At 72.2% G+C, this 20,798-nt stretch carries 8 protein-coding genes; 7 read left to right on the top strand and 1 reads right to left on the bottom strand.

What is annotated here, in order from left to right:
• The first annotated feature begins 1 nt into the window (after window position 1).
• Genes AB0F17_RS22480 through AB0F17_RS22490 form a run of 3 tightly spaced genes read left to right on the top strand, consistent with a single transcriptional unit; the run spans window position 2 to window position 2,959 of the window.
• Window positions 2-1,117, top strand: coding sequence for a DegT/DnrJ/EryC1/StrS family aminotransferase (locus AB0F17_RS22480; protein WP_358025842.1), 1,116 nt, complete (start codon window positions 2-4; stop codon window positions 1,115-1,117).
• Window positions 1,114-2,022: a proline iminopeptidase-family hydrolase gene (locus AB0F17_RS22485; RefSeq protein ID WP_358025844.1), complete on the top strand. Its 909-nt coding sequence runs from the start codon at window positions 1,114-1,116 to the stop codon at window positions 2,020-2,022. Before AB0F17_RS22480 ends, AB0F17_RS22485 begins: the two co-directional genes overlap by 4 nt.
• Window positions 2,015-2,959, top strand: coding sequence for an ACP S-malonyltransferase (locus tag AB0F17_RS22490; RefSeq protein WP_358025846.1), 945 nt, complete (start codon window positions 2,015-2,017; stop codon window positions 2,957-2,959). The genes AB0F17_RS22485 and AB0F17_RS22490 overlap by 8 nt, the downstream gene beginning before the upstream one ends.
• 33 nt (window positions 2,960-2,992) lie before the next feature.
• On the opposite strand, the gene AB0F17_RS22495 is transcribed toward AB0F17_RS22490, so the two are convergent.
• Window positions 2,993-3,235: a phosphopantetheine-binding protein gene (locus AB0F17_RS22495; protein ID WP_214638897.1), complete on the bottom strand. Its 243-nt coding sequence runs from the start codon at window positions 3,233-3,235 to the stop codon at window positions 2,993-2,995.
• A 93-nt stretch (window positions 3,236-3,328) separates the two neighbouring features.
• Between AB0F17_RS22495 and AB0F17_RS22500 the strand changes: the two genes are divergently transcribed.
• The 4 genes from AB0F17_RS22500 (at window position 3,329) to AB0F17_RS22515 (ending at window position 20,611) form a co-directional block, all read left to right on the top strand.
• On the top strand, window positions 3,329-4,879 hold the full coding sequence (locus AB0F17_RS22500; RefSeq protein WP_358025848.1) for an AMP-binding protein: 1,551 nt from the start codon (window positions 3,329-3,331) through the stop codon (window positions 4,877-4,879).
• Between the two features lie 100 nt (window positions 4,880-4,979).
• Entirely contained in the window at window positions 4,980-6,488 is a 1,509-nt protein-coding gene (locus AB0F17_RS22505) for an AMP-binding protein (protein ID WP_358025850.1), read from the top strand.
• Window positions 6,485-7,702 (top strand): type III PLP-dependent enzyme, encoded by a 1,218-nt coding sequence (locus AB0F17_RS22510; protein WP_358025852.1) that lies wholly within the window; start codon window positions 6,485-6,487, stop codon window positions 7,700-7,702. Before AB0F17_RS22505 ends, AB0F17_RS22510 begins: the two co-directional genes overlap by 4 nt.
• A 12-nt stretch (window positions 7,703-7,714) precedes the next feature.
• Window positions 7,715-20,611 carry an SDR family NAD(P)-dependent oxidoreductase gene (locus AB0F17_RS22515; protein WP_358025854.1) on the top strand — a complete coding sequence of 4,299 codons (12,897 nt, stop codon included), beginning with the start codon at window positions 7,715-7,717 and terminating at the stop codon, window positions 20,609-20,611.
• Window positions 20,612-20,798 lie beyond the last annotated feature (187 nt).

Here is a 20,798-nt window from a genome sequence, read left to right on the forward strand (position 1 = left end):
GATGATCCCACTGTTCCGGGTGGCGATGTCTCCTGAGGCGCCGGCCAGGGCCGCCGAGGTCCTCGGCAGCGGCAGCATCGGTCAGGGAGCCAAGGTCGAGGAGTTCGAACGGGCCCTCGCTAGCCGGGTCGGCCGGGACGAGGTGGTCACGGTCAACAGCGCCACGGCGGGCCTGCACCTCGCCCTGCACATGGTCGCCCGCCAGGATGACGACGACGACGGCGAGGTGCTGTCCACGCCGTTGACCATGGAGGCCACCAACTGGGCGATCCTGGCCAACCGGCTGCGCATCAAGTGGGTGGACGTCGACCCGGCCACCCTCAACGTCGATCTGGACGACCTCGCACGCAAGATCTCGCCGAAGACGCGGGCCATCATGATCGTGCATTTCGCCGGTTATCCGGTCGACCTCGAACGTCTCCGCGCGATCATCGACCAGGCCGAGGCCAGATTCGGGTTCCGGCCACCGGTGATCGAGGACTGCGCGCACGCGTGGGGCGCGACCTACGGCGGCGCGCCCATCGGCAGTCACGGCAATCTGTGCGTGTTCAGCTTCCAGGCCATCAAACACCTGACCTGCGGCGACGGGGGCGCCCTCGTCCTGCCGACCGAGGAGCTCCGGCGGCGCGCCACGCGGCTGCGCTGGTTCGGCATCGACCGGACGGCCGACCGGCTCCGCAACCCGCCGGACGTCACGGAGTGGGGCTTCAAGTTCCACATGAACGACATCAACGCCTCCATCGGCCTGGCCAACCTGGCGTGGGCGGACGACGTGCTGGCCCGGCACCGGGACAACGCCGCCTTCTACGACAGGGAGCTCGCCGGCGTCCCTGGCCTGGAGCTGACCGAGCGGGCCGCCGATCGCCGGTCCTCCTTCTGGGTCTATCCGATGAAGGTGGAGGACCGCGACGGCTTCATCAAGCGCATGGACGAGGCCGGGATCATGACCAGCAACGTGCACGAGCGCAACGACCTGCACACGGCCGTGCGCCCGTACTCCGCCCTGCTGCCCGGCCTCGACCGGGTCGCCCCGCGCGTCGTGTGCGTACCGGTCGGCTGGTGGGTCACCGAGGAGCAGCGCGCGCACATCGCGGATACCATCAGGCGGGGCTGGTGACCTCGCCCGCCGCTCTCCATACCAAGGGCACGGTGCCGTTCGGGGAGCACAGGACCTGGTACCGGGTCACCGGCAGGCCGGGCGCGGGCCGGCCGGCCGTCGTCGTCCTGCACGGCGGGCCCGGCAGCACGCACGACTACCTGGTCGGCCTCGCCGCGCTCGCCCAGCACGGCTGGCCCGTCGTGCACTACGACCAGCTCGGCAACGGCGGCTCCACGCACCTGCCCGGCAAGGGGGCCGAGTTCTGGACCCCGCAGCTGTTCCTCGACGAACTGGACAATCTGCTGCTCAGGCTCGACCTCCGCGACGACTACGTGCTGGTCGGGCAGTCGTGGGGCGGCATGCTGGCCGCCCTGCACACCTCGGCGAGACCGGACGGCCTGCGCGGCCTGGTGGTCGCCGACGCCCCCGCCTCCTACCGGCTGTGGCTGCGGGAGATGCGGGTGCTGCGCGGCCGGCTGCCCGACGGCGTCGACGAGACGCTGCGCCGCCACGAAGCCGCGGGCACGACCGATTCGCAGGAGTACTTCGACGCGATGATGGTCTTCTACAACAGGCACGTCTGCACGCTGGACCCGTGGCCGCGCGAGTTCGTCGCCACGTTCATGGAGATCTACAACGACCCGACGGTCTACTACGCGATGAACGGGCCGAGCGAGTTCCACGTGATCGGCTCGCTGCGTGACTGGGGCGTGGAGGACCGTGTCGCGGACATCGAGGTGCCCACCCTGCTGATCTCCGGGCGGCACGACGAGGCCACGCCCGCCACCGTGCGACCGTACTTCGACCTCATCCCCGACGTGCGGTGGGAGGTCTTCGAGGAGTCCAGCCACACGCCGCACCTGGAGGAGCCCGAGCGGTTCCGGCAGGTGCTGATCGAGTTCCTGAAAGGTCTGGGTGAGTGAAGTGGACATGCGGACCGCGATCGTCTTCCCCGGCATGGGACCCACCCGCTTCTCCGATGTCGCCTCGTTCATGCTCGGCGACCCCGCCGCGCGGCGGCTGGTCGCGCAAGCCGACGACGTGCTCGGCTACTCGCTGGCCGGCCGCTTCCGCGACTCCGGCGCCGACTACTCCGAGGCGGCACAGGTGGCGTTCCTGGTGAACTGCCTGGCCCTGGCGGAGTGGGCCGAGCAGACGCTGGACATCAGCCCGCATCTGGTCGCGGGCCCGAGCTTCGGCGGCAAGGCGGCCGCCGCCTACTCGGGCGCGCTGTCGTTCTCCGACGCCGTGCGCATGACCGCGGGCCTGGCGCGCTGCGCGGACGACTACTTCGCGCACGAGCATCGGGACATCGTCACCTGCTCCTTCGTCCGCGTTCCCGAGGCCCGGCTGGCGGACCTGCTGGCGGAGCTGCGCGAGCGAGGCGAATGGCACGACGTCTCCTGCCACATAGATCACGACTTCTTCATGGTCTCGCTGCGGGAGCGGCGGGTGGAGTGGCTGCAAGGGCGGATCCGGGCGATCGGCGGGCTGCCGCTGTACACGATGCGGCCGCCCATGCACTCGGCCGCCTTCGAGCCGCTGCGCAAGAGGGCCGAGGAGGAGGTGTTCGGCGAGCTGCGCTTCACCGACCCGCGGCTGCCGGTCGTCGACGATCACGACGGGACGCTGCTGACCGGCGCGGCGGGGGTGCGGGCCATGGTGCTCGACGGCTTCGTCCGGCCGCTGCGCTGGCCCGAGGTGGTGGCCACGCTGCGGCGGCTCGGCGTCGAGAAGCTCTGCGTCAGCGGCCAGGACGCCATGTTCGGCCGGGTGCCGATCACCACGCGGAACTTCACCGTGGTCCCGGTGAACCCGAGGACGGCGGTGCTGCCGCGGCCATCGGTCCCCTCATCCTGACGAGGCCACGCGGGCCTCGTCAGGCGCGGCCGGTCAGGCCGCGGAAATCCCCGAAAGGACCGTCCAGAGCGTGCCCGGAGTCTCGAACGTCTCCTTCGTCAGCGCGTCGTCCTTGAATCGCACCCCGTACGCCTCCTCAAGGGTGGCCAGGAGTTCGACGATGCCCAGCGAATCGAGGCCGAGGCCCGGCAGATCCGCATTTTCGAGAAGCTTCTCGGTGGCGGGCAGAAACGGCAGGTGCGGCCGCAGGAGTTCTTCGAAGCGTGCATCCCACATGACAGTTGATTTCCTTTCTCCAGTTTACCGAGAAAAAGCCTACGGCGCTGACGTTATCCGGCGACAATGTGAATGTCCATAATGGTGGATCAGATGAATGCAGATTATCCGCGACCCCTCTATGCGTATTTCCTGCGCGGCCTGGCCATGGCCCCCGACCGGCCCGCCTTCCGGGTCGGCCCGGACACGGCGACCTACGCGGAGCTCCACCGGGCGGCCCTGCGCTGGGCCGGCGTCCTGCTGCGGTCGGCGCCGGGCCGGCTCGGCGCCGTGGGGGTCCTCGCGGACAAGGGCGGCACGGCGTACGCCGGCATCCTGGCCGGTCTCTACGCCGGAGCGGCGGTCGTGCCGCTCCAGCCGGACTTCCCGGCCTCCCGGACGCGCCAGATGATCGAGGCCGCCGGGGTGTCGGCGCTGATCGTCGACGACCGCGGCCAGAAGCGGGCGGAGGAACTCCGCGCCCAGGGAGTGGACGTGCCCGTCCTGTCGCCCGGCACGCTCGGTGGCGGGCGGGCCCTCGCCGCGCCCCGGCCGGTCGACGCCGCCGACGTCGCCTACGTGCTGTTCACCTCGGGGTCGACGGGCCGGCCCAAGGGCGTGCCCATCACTCACGGCAACACCGCGCACTACTTCCGGCTGCTGGCCGGACGGTACGACTTCACCCCCGATGACGTGTTCTCGCAGACCTTCGACCTGACCTTCGACTGCGCGATGTTCGACCTGTTCTGCGCCTGGGCCGCCGGTGCGACCGCCGTGGGCGTGCCGTCGCACGCGTACGGGCACCTGCCGGAGTTTCTCGCCGAACAGGGCATCACCGTGTGGTTCTCCACCCCCAGCGCGATCCCGCTGGTGCGCAGGGCCGGCGGGCTGACGCCGGGGTCACTGCCGACCCTGCGCTGGAGCTTCTTCGCCGGAGAGGCGCTGAAGTGCGCGGACGCCGTCGACTGGCAGCGCGCCGCGAGCGACTCCGTCGTGGAGAACCTCTACGGTCCGACCGAGCTGACGATCACGATCACCGGTCACCGCTGGTCACCGGAGACCTCGCCCGGCCGCTGCGTCAACGGCCTGTCCCCGATCGGCAGGGTGCATCCCGGCCACGGCCACCTCTTGGTCGACGACGCCGGGCGGCCCGTCCACGACGAGGGCGAGCTGTGGATCACCGGGCCGCAGCTGACACCGGGATACCTCGACCCGGAAGACGACAAGGGCCGGTTCGTCGAAAGGGACGGCCATACCTGGTACAACACCGGCGACCGCGTCCGGACCGCGGACAACGGCGAACTCGTCTACCTCGGCCGCGCCGACGCCCAGGTGCAGGTGCACGGCTGGCGGGTGGAACTGGCCGAGATCGATCATGCCGTGCGCGGCGTCGCCGGAGTGGCGGACGCGGTGACGGTGAGCGCCGAGAACGACGGCACCGCCGTACCCGTCGTGTTCTACACCGGGAATCGGCTGGCGCCCACCGATTTCACCACCCGGCTCGTCGAGACGCTGCCGGCCGGCATCATTCCACGGCACTATCGCCATCTGGACGAGCTGCCGCTTAATCCCAACAGAAAAGTCGACAGGGCCGGTCTGCGCGAGCTCGCCGCGGGTCTGGTACAGAAACGCGGGCGCTCCCCGGAAGGGGGAGGGGCGCTTTAGGGGGGCGGTAGGGGTCTATTCGAAATATGGGTTCGAGATAAATTTCCGGTGATTCGATATTCGCTGGAGATTCCTTTCCCACATGGGCGGGAGGACGATATTGGACGGGACGCGGTTCCTTCGATCAGGCCTCATCCACGATCTGCTCGACGAGGCTGCCGACGCGAGACCGGAAGGCGGCGCGGTCCGCGACGCGCACGGTGCGTGGAGCTACCGGCGGGTCGGCGAGCTCAGCCGCGCCGTCGCCGGCTGGCTGGCGGCCAACGGCGTCGGCCCGGGCGATCGGGTCATCGTTCAGCTGCCCAACCGGCGCGAGACGGTGCCCATCGTCTACGGCGTCTCCCGGCTCGGCGCCGTCTTCGTGCCGCTGCACCCCGACATGAAGGCCTTCCACCTCCGCTCCGTGCTGGAGGACGCGGAGCCCAAGCTGATCATCGGCGGCGGCGAGGTCATGCACGACATCGCCACGGTGCCGGTGTACGACCTCGGCGACTTCTGGACAGAGGTCGAGGAGATGGCGGGGTGGCCGGACGCGTACGAGCCGGGCAAGATCCTGCCCGCGGACGTCGCCATCCTCATCTACACCTCGGGCAGCACCGCCGCCCCCAAGGGCGTGATGTGCCCGCACGCGCGGGTCACCTTCGCCGCCTCGGCCATCAACGCGGTGCTCGGATACGGGCAGGACGACGTGGTCTTCTGCCGGCTGCCCATGTCCTTCGACTACGGCCTCTACCAGATCTTCCTCGCCGCGCTCGGCGGCGCCGAACTGGTCCTGGCCGAGGAAGGAGCCGACCTGACCCTGCTCGGTCAGCTCCGCGAGTCCGGCGCGACCGTCGTGCCCGTCGTCCCGTCACTGGGCGGCATGATCGCGACTCTGGCCCGGCGGGCGAGCGAGGCCACGCCGAAGGTGCGGATGTTCACCAACACCGGGGCCGCGCTGCCGGAGGCGACCATCCGAAGCCTCCGCGCCTGCTTCCCCGGGGCTCAGGTGGTGCGCATGTACGGCATCACCGAGTGCAAGCGCGTCACGATCATGGAACCGGAGCTGGACCAGGAACGCCCCGGCGCGGTCGGCCGCCCGCTGCCCGGCACCCGGGTCGTGATCGCGGACGCCGCGGGCCGGTCGCTGCCGGCCGGGGAGACCGGGGAGATCGTGGTGGCCGGTCCCCACGTGATGGCCGGCTACTGGCGCGACCCCGAGCTCACCGCGCGCGCCTACCGCCCCGACGGGGCCACCGGTGAGATCCGCCTGCACACCGGCGACTACGGCCGGCTCGACCAGGACGGCTACCTGTACTTCGAGGGCCGGCGGGACGACATGTTCAAACGCAAGGGCACCCGGATGAGCACGGTCGAGATCGAGGCGGCCGCCATGGACATCCCGGGTGTGCGCGCGGCCGTCGTGCTGCCCCCGGCCGAAGGACACGACCTCGTCGTGTTCGTCGAGGCCGACCTGACGCCCCATTCCGTGCTGCACGCGCTGAAACAGCGGCTCGAACCCGCGAAGGTGCCCGCCGCCTGCCGCGTCCTGCCGCGCTTCCCGCTGACCCTCAACGGCAAGAACGAGCGGAAACAGATGGCCATGCTGCTCCTTGGAGGCGACGCGTGAACTGGTACACCGAGCTCGTCGCCCGCTACGGATCCCCGCTGTACGTCTACGACCTGGACCGCGTCACCGCCGCGCAGGCGGACCTGCGCCGCGCCCTGCCCGACGGGTTCTCGCTGTTCTACTCCTTCAAGGCCAACCCGCATCCGGAGATCGCGCGAGCGCTGCGCGACGGCGGAGCGCGCGCCGAGATCAGCTCGACCGGTGAGCTGAACGCGGCGTTCGCCGCCGGCTTCGACGGATCCGAGGTGCTCTGCACCGGACCGGGCAAGACCACCGAAGAGCTGGCGATCGCCGTCGACGGCGGCGTGCGCACCTTCTCCGTCGAGTCGCTCACCGACCTGTGGCACGTCGGCGAGGTCGCGGTCAAGCGCGGCGTGATCGCGGACTGCCTGCTGCGCGTCAACAGCGCCGAGCCCGGCGCCGCCACCAGCATCCGGATGACCGGCGCGCCCTCCCAGTTCGGCTTCGACGACGAGACGCTCCCCGGCCTGATGCCGGAGCTCCGGGCGGTGCCCGGCACGCGGCTGGCCGGAGCCCACCTGTTCTCGCTGAGCAACTCCAAGGACGAGGAGAGCCTCGTCGCCGAGTTCGCCCACACCATCTCGGTGGCCGCCCGCCTGCGGCGGGAGACGGGCCTGCCGATCCGGTTGCTGGACATCGGCGGCGGATTCGCCGCGCCGTACCTCGCCTCGGGAGAGCGGCCCGTGTACGGCGGGCTCCGCGCCGGGCTGGAGACCGTCCTCGACGCGCACTTCCCTGACTGGCGGGCGGGCACGCCCGAGATCGCCTGCGAGTCCGGCCGTTACCTGGCCGGCGACTGCGGCCGGCTGGTCTGCACCGTGGTCAACGTCAAGGAGAGCCGCGGCCGCAGATTCGTCATCCTGGACGCCGGCATCAACACGCTCGGCGGCATGTCGGGCCTGGGCAGGCTGCTGCCGGTCTCGGTGGAGCTCGACGACGCCGCCTTCGACGGCGAGCGGCGGCCCGCGACCTTGGTCGGCCCGCTCTGCACCCCCGGCGACATCCTGGCCAGGAACGTGTCCCTGCCGCCGCTCGAACCCGGCGACGTCGTGTCCATCCCCAACGCGGGGGCCTACGGGATGACCGCGAGCCTGGTGATGTTCCTGGGCCACCCCGCGCCCATCGAGGTCGTCGCACGCGGTCACCAGGTGGTGTCCGTCTCCCGGATCGAATTCAACCGCAAGTACGAGTGAGCGGAGTGTGTCTTGAGCGAGCAGCGTCGCTTCCTCGCAGACCTGGTGAACGACCTGACGGTCGAGGTCCTGCGGACCGTGTTCCCCGATGCCCCCGACGCGGTGGACCCCCAGCGCGGCTTCAGGGAACTGGGACTCGACTCGCTGGCCGCCGTCGAGCTGCACGACCGTCTGGCCCAGGCGGTCGGCGCCGAACTGCCGATCACCATCGCCTTCGACCATCCCACCCCCGACGCGGTGGTCGACTACCTGTTCACCGAGGTGCTCGGGCTGGGCGACGCGGCGGCCGCGGAGGTCCACCCGGCCGCCCGCCGGGATGAGCCGATCGCCGTCGTCGGCATCGGCTGCCGCTATCCGGGCGGGATCACCTCCCCGGAGGAGCTGTGGCGGCTCGTCGCCGAGAGCGGGGAGACCCTCACCGGGTTCCCCGTGGATCGGGGCTGGGACCTTGACCGGCTGTTCGACGACGATCCGGACGCGCCCAACGCCACCTACGTCCGGTCGGGGCACTGGCTGCACGACGCCGGTGAGTTCGACGCCGACTTCTTCGGCATCAACCCGCGTGAGGCCGTCGCCATGGACCCCCAGCAGCGCCTGGTGCTCGAGGCTTCCTGGGAGGCGTTCGAGCGGGCGGGCATCGATCCGCGCTCGCTGCGGGGCAGCCAGTCCGGCGTGTTCATCGGCGCCGAGCCGCAGGACTACGGTCCCCGGCTCGACAAGGCGCCGGAGGAGATCGAGGGCTACCTCGTGACGGGGAACGCCCCGAGCGTGGTGTCCGGCCGGATCGCCTACGCCCTCGGCCTCGAAGGGCCCACGCTCACCGTCGACACCGCCTGCTCCGCCTCCCTGGTGGCCCTGCACCTGGCCTGCCAGGCGCTGCGGAACGGCGAGACCGACCTCGCGCTGGCCGGTGGCGTGACCGTGATGTCCACCCCCGGCACCTACACCGCGTTCAGCCGGCAGCGGGTGCTCGCCGCGGACGGCCGCTGCAAGGCGTTCGCCGCCTCCGCCGACGGCACCGGCTTCTCCGAGGGCGTCGGGATCCTCGCGATCGAGCGGCTGTCGGACGCGCGCCGCCGGGGCCACCCCGTGCTCGCGGTCATCCGGGGGTCGGCGATCAACCAGGACGGCGCGAGCAGCGGCCTGACCGCCCCGAACGGTCCCTCCCAGGAACGGGTGATCCGCCGGGCGCTGGCCAACGCGGGCCTGTCACCGGCCGAGGTCGACGTGGTCGAGGCGCACGGCACCGGCACCAAGCTGGGTGACCCGATCGAGGCGCACGCGCTGATGGCCACGTACGGAAAGGACCGGGGCGAACGCGGGCCGCTGAGACTGGGCTCGATCAAGTCGAACATCGGCCACACCCAGGCGGCCGCCGGCGTGGCCGGTGTGATCAAGATGGCCATGGCCATGCGCCACGAGACGCTGCCCCGCACCCTGCACGTGGACGAGCCGTCGCCGTACGTCAACTGGTCGCTCGGCGCGGTCGAACTGCTCACCGAGAGCCGGCCCTGGGTCGCCAACGGTAGGCCGCGGCGAGCCGGCGTCTCGTCCTTCGGCGTGAGCGGCACCAACGCGCACCTGATCCTCGAGGAGCCGCCGCCAGAAGCCACCCTGGACGGGGACGGCGGTCCGCCCCCGGCCGTCGTCCCCATGGTGCTGTCGGCGAAGGCGCCGGAGGCGCTGCGCGCGCAGGCCGCCCGGCTGGCCACCCATCTGGCGGAACACGAGGACCTTGAACTGGCCGACGTCGCCCACTCGCTGGTGACCTCGCGCTCGAGCTGGGAACACCGCGCGGTGGTCGTCGCCGGAGACCGGGCGGAACTGCTCGCCGGGCTGACCGCTCTGTCCGAAGGCGAGCCCGCCGCCGACGTGATCGAGGGCGAGGCCACCGCGGAGCGCCGCGCGGTCTTCATCTTCCCCGGCCAGGGCTCGCAGTGGGCGGGCATGGCGGTGGAGCTCCTGGACTCGTCCCCCGTCTTCGCGCGGCGCATGGACGAGTGCGCGGCGGAGATCGAGTCCTATGTCGACTGGCGGCTGCTCGATGTGCTGCGTGGCGAGCCGGGCGCCCCTTCGCTGGAGCGGCTCGACGTCGTCCAGCCGGCGCTGTTCGCGGTGATGGTGTCGCTGGCCGCCCTCTGGGAGTCGCTGGGCGTGCGGCCGGCCGCCGTCGTGGGCCACTCGCAGGGCGAGGTCGCCGCCGCCTACGTGGCCGGCGGCCTGTCGCTGGCCGACGCCGTACGCGTGATCGTGCTGCGCAGCCGCCTGTTCGCCGAGCGCCTGGTGGGCCGGGGCGGAATCGCCGCGATAGGCGCTGCGGCCGGTGCGGTGGAGGAGCGGCTGGCCCGCTGGGCGGGACTGCTGTCCATCGGGGCGAAGAACGGCCCGTCGTCGTGCACCGTGGTGGGCGACGAAGCCGCCCTGGCCGAACTCGTCGCCGAGTGCGAGGCGGACGGCCTACGGGCGCGCCTGCTGGCCAGCACCGTCGCCTCCCACTGCGATCAGGTCGACCCGCTACGCGAGCAGCTGACGCAGATGCTCGCGAGCGTGTCGCCGACCGTGGGAGACGTGCCGTTCTACTCCACCGTGACGGGTGGGGTGCTGGACACCGAGGAGCTGACCGCCGACTACTGGTTCCACAACGCCCGTCAGCCGATCGAGTTCCAGGCCGTGATCGAGGGGCTGCTCGCGCGGGGACACGACGCGTTCCTGGAGATGAGCGCGCATCCGGTGCTCGTGATGAGCGTGCAGGACACGATCGACGAGGCCGGGGCCGACGCGTTCGCCTCCGGCACCCTGCGCCGTGGCGAAGGCGATCTGCGGCGGGTGCTGGCCTCGGTCGCGGCGGCGCACGTACGCGGCGTGCCCGTCGACTGGGACAGCCTGCTCACCGGCGCGAACCAGGTCGATCTGCCGACGTACGCCTTCCAGCGCCGGCACTACTGGCTGGAGAACCGGACCTCGGCCGGGGACGTCGCCTCGGCGGGACTGACCGCCCCCGGCCATCCGCTGCTGGGTGCGGCCGTGACACTCGCCGAGTCCGGTGGGGCGCTCCTCACCGGACGGCTCTCGGTCCAGCTCCACCCCTGGCTGGCCGACCACGCCGCCGCCGGCACGCTGCTCCTGCCCGGCACCGCCTTCGTCGAGCTCGCCATCCGGGCGGGCGACCAGGTCGGCTGCGGCCTGCTGGAGGAGCTGACGCTGGAGGCCCCGCTCGTCGTCCCCGAGCGGGGCGGCGTATGGCTGCAGGTGTCCGTCGGAGCGCCGGAGGACGCGGGGCGCCGCCGGATCGGCGTGCACTCGCGGATGGAGGACGCGCCGGCCGACGCGCCGTGGACCCGTCACGCGAGCGGGTACGTGGCCGCCGACGACGCGCCCGAGGTCTTCGACCTCGCCCAGTGGCCGCCGGACGGAGCCACCTCCGTGAACCTCGACGGCCTGTACGAACGGCTCGCCAAGGCCGGTTACGGCTACGGTCCGTTGTTCCAGGGGCTGAAGGCGGCGTGGCGGCGTGGTGAGGAGCTTTTCGCCGAGGTCGCGCTGCCCGAGCAGGCGCGGCGTGACGCCGAGCTGTTCGGCCTGCATCCGGCGCTGCTCGACGCGGCGCTGCACGCGGGGTCGCTGCTGGACGCCGCCGATGAGCGCCTGAGCCTGCCCTTCGCCTGGACCGGCGTGTCCCTCCGGGCCACGGGCGCCTCGGCCGTGCGGGTCCGGCTGTCTCCGGCGGGGCCCGACGCCCTGTCGCTGTGGCTGGCCGACACCTCGGGCGTGCCCGTCGCCACCGTGCGCTCGCTGGTCTCACGTCCGGCCTCGGCACAGCAGCTCTCCGCCGCTTCGGTCGCCCATGGCGACTCGCTGTTCCGCGTCACGTGGACCGCGGTGCCCGCGTCTTTGGTGGTGCCCGCGTCTTCGGTGGTGCCCGCGTCTTCCGTGGCGCCCGCCTCCTCTGCGGTGCCCGCGTTGCCGTCGGTGACGGCGGCCGGGGGTGCTGCGGTACTCGGGCCGGACCCGCACAGTTTGCGCCGGGCCGGCGTCGCGAGCGCCGAGTTCGCGGACCTGACCGCGCTGATCTCATCGGATCGGCTCCCCGACACGGTGTTCATAAGCTTCGGGTCGCAGGGCTCCGGGGCGGGCGGCTTCATGGGCGGCGACGTTCCGGGCGGCGCGCGGGCGGCGACGCACAGGGCGCTGGGGCTCGTACAGGCCTGGCTGGCCGACGAGCGGCTGGCCTCGGTGCGGCTCGTCGTGGTGACCTGCGGCGCGGTGGCGGCGGGGACCGACGCGGAGGTACGGGATCTGGCGAACGCGCCGGTGTGGGGCCTGCTGCGGTCCGCGCAGTCGGAGCACCCCGGCCGCTTCATGCTGCTGGATCTCGACGACTCCGACGTGCCCGTGCCCGCCATGCTCGCGGCGCTCACCGAGCCGCAGCTCGCCCTGCGAGCCGGCGAACTGCTGGTGCCCAGGCTGGCCCGCGCGGCCACCAACGACACGCTGGCACCCCCTGCGGGCGCCCCGGAATGGCGCCTGGACGCGGCGATCAAGGGCAGCCTGGACGGCCTGTCACTCGTCCCGTGCCCGGAGGCGGGCCGCCCGCTCGGGCCGGATGAGGTGCGGGTGTCGGTACGCGCGGCCGGTCTCAACTTCCGGGACCTGGTCGTCACCCTCGGCATGGTGCCCGAACACGGCGAGCCCATCGGCGGCGAGATAGCTGGTGTGGTGCTGGAGGTGGGAGCCGGGGTAGCCGATCTGGTGCCCGGTGATCTGGTGCTGGGGTTGCTGGACGGCGCGTTCGGTCCGGTGGGGGTGACGGATCGGCGGTTGCTGGCTCCCATGCCCGCTGGGTGGTCGTTCGCGGAGGCGGCGTCGGTCCCAGTGGCGTTCCTGACCGCCTACTACGGCCTGGTCGATCTCGCCGAAGTCCGCGAGGGGGACCGGGTACTCATCCACGCTGCCACCGGCGGGGTCGGCATGGCGGCGGTGCAGCTCGCCCGCTGGCTGGGCGCCGAGGTGTTCGGCACAGCGAGCCCGAGCAAGTGGGGAGCGCTGACCCTGGACGAGGACCACGTGGCCTCCTCCCGGACAGTGGACTTCGCGGAGAAGTTCGGCTCCGTGGATGTGGTGCTCAACTCACTGGTCGGCGAGTTCTTGGACGCCTCACTGGGACTGCTGTCCGAGGGCGGCCGGTTCCTGGAGATCGGCAAGACCGACGTTCGCGAACCCGGACAGGTCGCCGGGGGCGTGCGGTACCTCCCTTACTCCCTGATGGAGGCCGGCCCCGACCGCCTGCGCGACCAGCTCGCCGAGGTGCTGGCGCTGTTCGAGAGGGGCGTGCTGGAGTTGCCGCCCGTCCGGGTCTGGGATGTGCGGCGGGCCGGGGAGGCGCTACGGTTCATGTCGCTCGCCCGGCACACCGGGAAGATCGTGCTGTCGATGCCGCCCACGTTCGGCGGCGGCGGGACGGTGCTCGTCACCGGCGGCACGGGCGGCCTGGGCGCGCTGGTGGCGCGCCATCTGGTGACGGTGCACGGGGTGCGGGACCTGCTGCTGGTGAGCCGGTCGGGGATGTCGGCCACGGGTGCGGCGGACCTGATGGAGGAGCTGTCCGGACTGGGCGCGCGGGTACGCGTCGCGGCCTGCGACGTGGCGGACCGGGGCGCGCTGGCCGAGGTGCTGGCGGAGGTCTCGGCGCAGGCGCCGCTGCGCGGGGTGGTGCATGCCGCCGGAGCGCTCGACGACGGGGTACTGGACTCGCTGACGCCGGAGCGCGTGGACGCCGTGCTGCGGCCGAAGGTCGCCGGAGCGTGGAACCTGCACGAGCTGACCCGGGACCTGGATGTGTCGGCGTTCGTGCTGTTCTCCTCGGCGGCCGGTGTCCTGGGCGACGCCGGGCAGGGCAATTACGCGGCGGCGAACGTGTTCCTGGACGCCCTGGCGGCGCACCGGCGCGCGCACGGCCTCGCCGCGGTGTCGCTGGCCTGGGGCTTCTGGGAACAACGCAGCAACATGAGCGCCCACCTGCGCGACGCTGACATAGCGCGGATGGAGCGGTCGGGCGCCCGTGGCCTCTCGTCCGAGGAGGGGCTGGCGCTCTTCGACGCTGCCCTGACGGTGGACGAGGCCCTGCTGGCGCCGATCCGCCTCGACCTCACCGCGATGCGCCGCGAGTCCGCCCCGGTGCAGCCGTTGCTGCGCGGCCTGGTCCACACGCCCGCGCAGCGGAACGTCGCCGCGAGCGCCGTACCCGGCGGTGCCGGCTCCGCTCTGGAGCGGCAACTGGCCGGGCTGCCCGAGACCGACCGCGACCAGGTGCTCGTCTCCCTGATCCGCGCGCAGGCCGCCACCGTGCTCGGCCACGCCGACGCCGCCTCGGTGGACGCCGGCCGGGCGTTCAAGGAGTTGGGCTTCGACTCGCTGACCGCCATCGAGCTGCGCAACCGGCTCAACGCCGCCACCGGGTTGCGGTTGTCGGCCACGCTGGTCTTCGACTATCCGACGCCCGCCGTACTCGCCCAGCACATCAAGGGCAAGCTGCTCGGCGCGGAGTCGCCGGCCGCGCCGGTCGCCGCGCCCGCCGCGCCGCTCGACGACGATCCGATCGCCATCGTCGGGATGAGCTGCCGGTATCCCGGTGGCGTCGACTCGCCGGAGGCCCTGTGGCGCATGCTGGTCGAGGGCCGGGACGCGATGTCGGACTTCCCCGCCGACCGGGGCTGGGACCTGGAGCGGCTCTACGACCCTGACACCGAGAGTGCCGGCAGCAGTTATGTGCGGGTGGGCGGGTTCGTGTACGAGGCGGGAGAGTTCGACGCGGCCTTCTTCGGGATCTCGCCCCGCGAGGCCCTGGCCACGGATCCGCAGCAGCGGCTGCTGCTCGAAGCCTCCTGGGAGACCCTCGAACGCGCGGGTATCGACCCCGGCGACCTCCGGGGCAGTCAGACGGGCGTGTTCATCGGTGCTTCCGCCACCGGCTACGGCACCGGGCCCCTGCCCGAGGAGGTGGAGGGATACCTGATCACCGGCAACTCCAGCTCGGTGATGTCCGGCCGCGTCGCCTACGCGCTCGGCCTTGAGGGGCCCGCCATGACCTTGGACACGGCGTGCTCGTCGTCCCTGGTCGCCATGCACCTGGCCTGCGAGTCGCTGCGTCGCGGCGAAAGCACGCTCGCGCTCGCCGGCGGTGTGACCGTGCTGTCCACGCCCGAGATCTTCGTGGAGTTCAGCAGGCAGCGGGGGTTGGCGCGGGATGGGCGCTGTAAGGCGTTCGCCGATGCGGCGGATGGCACGGCGTTCGCCGAGGGTGTGGGTCTGCTGCTGCTTGAGCGGTTGTCGGATGCGCGGCGCCTTGGTCATCGGGTGCTGGCGGTGGTACGGGGCAGTGCGATCAATCAGGACGGGGCCAGCAACGGGCTGACCGCGCCGAACGGGCCCTCCCAGCAGCGGGTGATCCGCCAGGCGGTGGCCAACGCCGGTCTCGGCCTGTCCGACATCGACGCGGTCGAGGGCCACGGCACGGGCACGACGCTCGGGGACCCGATCGAGGCGCAGGCGCTGCTGGCCACCTACGGACAGGACCGTCCACACGATCGGCCGCTGTGGCTGGGCACGGTCAAATCCAACATCGGCCACACCCAGTGCGCGGCGGGTGTCGCCGGGGTGATCAAGATGGTCATGGCGATGCGGCACGGCGTCCTGCCGAAGACGCTGCACGTCGACTCCCCGTCCTCGCACGTGGACTGGTCGGCGGGCGCGGTGTCGCTGGTGACCGAGCCGACCCCCTGGCCCGGCGGCGACCGTCCGCGCCGGGCGGGAGTGTCGTCGTTCGGGATCAGCGGGACCAACGCGCATGTGGTGGTCGAGGGCGTTCCCGCCGAGGAGCCGGTTCCGGATGACGCGCCGGCTCCTGCTGACGTGCCGGTGCCCGTGGTGGTCTCCGGTCGCGGTGCGGACGGCGTACGGGCGCAGGCGGAGCGACTGCGGGACTTCGTCGCGGGGTCCACGGTGGCCGGGCCGGCGGAGGTGGGTCATTCGCTGGTGAGAACGCGTCCCCTGCTGAGCCATCGCGCCGTGGTCGTGGCGGCCGATCGGGAGCAACTGGTGGCGGGCCTGGCGCGGGTGGCCGCGGGGGCTGAGCCGGTCGACGTCGTGACCGGTCCTGAAGGACTCGGTGGGCTGGGGTTCATGTTCACCGGCCAGGGAAGTCAGCGGACGGAGATGGGCCTGGAGCTGACCAGGGCGTTCCCCGCGTTCAAGGGGCACCTGGAGGCGGTGGCCGCGGGCTTGGACCGCTACCTGGACGTGCCGCTGACCGAGGTGATGTGGGGGCGGCCGGAGCTCCTGGATCGGACGCTGTACGCCCAGACGGGGCTGTTCGCGGTAGAGGTGGCCCTCTACCGGCTGCTGGAGTCATGGGGCGTGGTCCCCGACTACCTGCTGGGTCACTCGGTGGGTGAGCTGACGGCGGCGCACGTGGCCGGGGTGCTGTCCCTGGAGGACGCGTGCGCGCTGGTGGCGGCCCGGGGCCGGTTGATGGGGAGCCTGCCCGCGGGTGGGGCGATGGTCGCGGTCGGGGCGGGAGAACGGACCGTGTCCGACGTGCTGTCTGAAATGTTCGAACCGTCCGAGGTGGCGATCGCCTCGGTGAACGGGCCGGCCTCGGTCGTGGTCTCGGGCGACGAGCCCGCCGTGGAGCGGGTGGCGGCGGAGTTCGCCCGGCGCGGGGTGCGGTGCCGGCGGCTGCGGGTCAGCGACGGGTTCCACTCCCATCGCATGGAGCCGATCCTCAGCGCCTTCGGTGAGGTGGCCGCCGGGCTGGCGTACGGTGTCCCGCAGATTCCGGTGGTGTCGAATCTGACCGGCGAGCCGGTACGGGAGTTCTCGGCCGAGTACTGGGTGCGGCACCTGCGAGAGCCGGTGCGGTTCGCCGACAGTGTCGCCTTCCTGCGCGAGCGGGGCGTGCGGACCCTTCTGGAGCTGGGTCCCGACGGCGTGCTGTCGGGGCTGGTGCAGGAGCAGGGGCCCGCGCCGGTGGCGGTGCCGGTGCTGCGGCGCGATCGGGACGAGGCCGGGCAACTGGTGGCCGCACTCGGCCGGGCGTACGCGCGGGGGGCGGACGTGGATTGGGACGCGTTCTTCGACGGCGCCGGGCGGGCGGTGGACCTTCCCACCTATGCCTTCCAGCGCCGCCATTACTGGCTGCGGTCTGCCCACCACGGCGGCGATCCCGCCTCGCTCGGGCTGGAGGCCGCGGATCACCCGCTGCTGGGCGCCGCCGTCGAGCTGCCCGACACCGGTGGATCGCTGTTCACCGGCAGGCTCTCGCTCGGCACTCACCCCTGGCTGGCCGATCACCGGATCCTCGACACCGTGTTGGTGCCGGGCACGGCCTTCGTCGAGCTCGCCGTCGCGGCCGGCCACCAGGCGGGTTGCGATCTCGTGGAAGAGCTGACCCTGGAGACCCCCCTCGTGCTGGGGGAGCGGGACGCCGTCACGATCGAAGTGATCGTCTCCGGCGCGGATGACTCGGGCCGCCGTACGCTGACCGTGTACTCGCGGGCCGCCGCGGGCGAGCGGCCCTGGATCCGGCACGCGACCGGGACGCTCTCCGCCGGGGCGCAACAGCCCGCCTTCGACCTGGCCGAATGGCCGCCACCCGGCGCCGAGCCCATCGACGTCGGCGGACTCTACGAGCGGCTGGCCGGCGAAGGCGTGGCATACGGACCCGCCTTCCGGGGACTGCGCGCGGCCTGGCAGCGCGACGGCGAGGTGTTCGCCGACGTCGAGCTGCCCGACGCCGTGGCCGCGGACGCCGGCCGCTTCGGTCTGCATCCGGCGCTGTTCGACGCCGTGCTGCACGCCATCGGGCTGGCCGAGGTGGCCGGGGACCAGCAGGTGGAGCTGCCCTTCACCTGGAGCGAGGTCAGCCTGTACGCGACCGGCGCCGCTGCCGCCCGCGTACGGGTGTCCGCCGATGGCTCCCCCCTGCTGAGCGTGGCGGACGCCACAGGCGCGCCACTGGCCACGGTGGGCTCGCTGGCCATGCGGCCGGTCTCCGGCGCCGGGCTCCGCGCCGGCCGGAACGGGGCCGGCGCCTCGCCGTACCAGGTGACGTGGACACCGGTGCCCACCGGCGCCCCCTGGGACGACTGGGCGGTCCTCGGCGCCGAGGATGACGAGCTGCCCGAGGCCCTGCGTTCCGCGGGACTGCCCGTGCGCACCGCCGTGGGGCTGGCCGCGCTGGGCGTCACGCCGGCGGTGGTGCTGGTCTCCGCCGGGTTCGAGTCCGCGTCGGCCGACCTCTCGGCGGCCGCCCGCGACGTGACCGGCCGTACGCTCGCCCTGCTGCAGGACTGGCTGGCCGACGAGCGCTTCGCCGGCGCCAGGCTGGCGATCGTGACCGGCGGCTCGGTGCGCGCCACCGCCGATGACGACGCCCCCGATCTCGTCCACGCGCCCGTCTGGGGTCTGGTACGCGCCGCGCAGGCCGAGAACCCCGGCCGGTTCCTGCTCATCGACGTGGACGGCACGGAGGCCTCCTACCGGGCGTTGCCCACCGTACTGGCCGGTCAGGAACCTGAGCTGGCCCTGCGCGAGGGCGAGGCCCGCGCGCCGCGGCTGACCAGGACCGACGACGACGGCCTGCTGAAGCCGCCGGCCGGTGCGGAGTCCTGGCGTCTGGAGATCACCAGGCCGGGCACGATCGACGGCCTGGAAGCGGCCGTCTGCGACGCGGCCCGACGGCCCCTGGGCGAGTTCGAGGTACGGGTGTCGGTGCGGGCCGGTGGACTGAACTTCCGCGACGTCCTGATGGCCCTCGGCATGTACCCCGGCCCGGCGTCCCTCGGGACCGAGGGCGCCGGCGTGATCGTCGAGGTCGGCTCCGGTGTGACCGGGTTCGCCCCGGGCGACAGGGTGCTCGGGCTGTTCGAGGAGGGCTTCGGGCCCTACACGACGACCGACCACCGGATGATCGCGCACATGCCGGCCGGCTGGTCCTTCGTGACCGCGGCCGCGATGCCGGCCGTGTTCGCGACCGCCTACTACGGCCTGGTCGATCTGGGCGGAGTGCGGTCGGGGGATCGGGTGCTGATTCACGCAGCTGCCGGTGGGGTGGGGATGGCGGCGGTGCAGCTCGCTCGCTGGCTGGGCGCGGAGGTGTTCGGTACGGCGAGTGCGGGCAAGTGGGGAGCGTTGACCCTGGATGAGGAGCATGTGGCCTCCTCGCGGACATTGGACTTCGCGGAGAAGTTCGGCCGGGTGGATGTGGTGCTCAACTCGCTGGCCGGGGAGTTCATCGACGCCTCGCTGGGACTGCTGGCTGAGGGCGGCCGGTTCGTGGAGATGGGCAAGACCGACCTCCGCTCCCCGGACACGATCACGCCCGGGGTCCGTTACACGCCCTTCGACCTCTCGGACGCCGGACCTGACCGGACCAGGGAGATTCTGACCGAGCTGGTGACGCTGTTCGAGGACGGCGTGCTCGAACCGCTGCCGACCCGGGTCTGGGACCTGCGCCGCGCGCCGGAGGCGTTCCGGTACATGGCGCAGGCCCGGCACATCGGCAAGATCGTGCTGACCGTCCCGACGCCGCTCGACCGGCCCGGCACCGTGCTCGTCACCGGCGGCACGGGCGGACTCGGCGCGCTGGTGGCCCGGCATCTGGTCGCCGAGCACGGCGTGCGCGACCTGCTGCTCGTCGGCCGCAGAGGTCTGGACGCCCCGGGCGCCGATCGGCTGCGCGCGGAGCTCACCGAGCAGGGCGCCCGTGTCGAGGTCGCGGCCTGCGATGTCGCCGACCGGGACGCTCTGGCCGCACTGCTCGGCCGGATGGCGCCGGACCGGCCGCTGACCGCGGTCGTGCACACGGCGGGCGTCGTGGCCGACGGCGTCATCGACTCGCTCACGCCCGCGCAGGTGGACACGGTCTGGCAGCCCAAAGCCGAGGCCGCCTGGCACCTGCACGAGCTCACCAAAGATGGCGATCTGTCGGCCTTCGTGCTCTTCTCCTCCTCGGCCGGCACGCTCGACGCCGCCGGGCAGGGCAACTACGCGGCGGCCAACGCCTTCCTCGACGCGCTGGCCGCGCACCGCAGGGCGGCCGGTCTGCCGGCGGTCTCGCTGGCCTGGGGCATGTGGGCGCCGGAGGTCGGCGGCATGACCGCCCAGCTCGGCGAGGCCGATCTGCGGCGGTTGCGCCGCTCGGGCCTGCTGCCGCTGTCGGCCGAGGCGGGGCTGGCCCTGTTCGATGAGTCGCTCGCGCGCGACGAGGCCACGCTGGTGCCGATCCGGCTGGATCTCGCGGCCACGCGGTCGCGGGAGGAGGGGCCGCCGGCGATGCTCCGTGGCCTGGTCACCGCGCCGATCAGCCGGGCGCCCGCCACCGCCCAGGTCAGTGCCCCGGCTTCGCTGGCGGATCAGCTGACCCCGCTGTCCAGGGCGGCCCGTGACCGTCTGCTGCTGACCCTGGTACGGACCCACGTCGCCGCGGTGCTCGGCCACGCCACCGGGGACCCCGTCGATCCGGTGCGGGGGTTCAAGGAGCTGGGCTTCGACTCGCTGACCGCCGTCGAGCTGCGCAACCGGCTGAGCGCGGCGGCGGACGTGCGCCTGCCCGCCACGCTCGTCTTCGACTACCCGACACCGGCCGCGGTGGCCGACTACATCAAGACCGAACTGCTCGGCGACGACGAGGCGGCGGCCGAACCCTTGGAGGCCGAACTGGCGGAGCTCGAGCACGCGCTGGACAACCTCGTACCGGACCCCGACGGGCACGCGAGGATCACCGCCCGGCTCAAGGCCCTCACGGCGAAATGGACCGAGGCGCACGGCCGGACGCTGGCTGACCCGGCGGAGCCGAGACTTGAATCGGCCAGCGCGGAAGAACTTTTCAACATTCTCGACAAAGAATTCTGAGGACATGTCACGGGCACCGACAAAACGCGAGATTTTCCGTCCCGAGTACCGTTCATGCCACCGAACCATCCCTGAAGAGGAGGGCCTGAATGGCCCTTCAGGCCGATGCGCCGAATATGGACTGGAGATTACCATCCGTTCCATGAGCAGACCGGGAGACAATCAGAGGAGCGGCCAAGACGACATC

Origin of the sequence: Nonomuraea sp. NPDC026600, assembly GCF_040638335.1 — a bacterium.
In the GTDB taxonomy this organism is placed as follows: Bacteria; Actinomycetota; Actinomycetes; order Streptosporangiales; family Streptosporangiaceae; genus Nonomuraea.

Coding starts and splice junctions, on each gene's coding strand:
- AB0F17_RS22480 (WP_358025842.1), top strand. CDS start 2: ATGATCCCACTGTTCCGGGTGGCGATGTCTCCTGAGGCGCCGGCCAGG.
- AB0F17_RS22500 (WP_358025848.1), top strand. CDS start 3,329: ATGAATGCAGATTATCCGCGACCCCTCTATGCGTATTTCCTGCGCGGC.
- AB0F17_RS22495 (WP_214638897.1), bottom strand. CDS start 3,235: ATGTGGGATGCACGCTTCGAAGAACTCCTGCGGCCGCACCTGCCGTTT.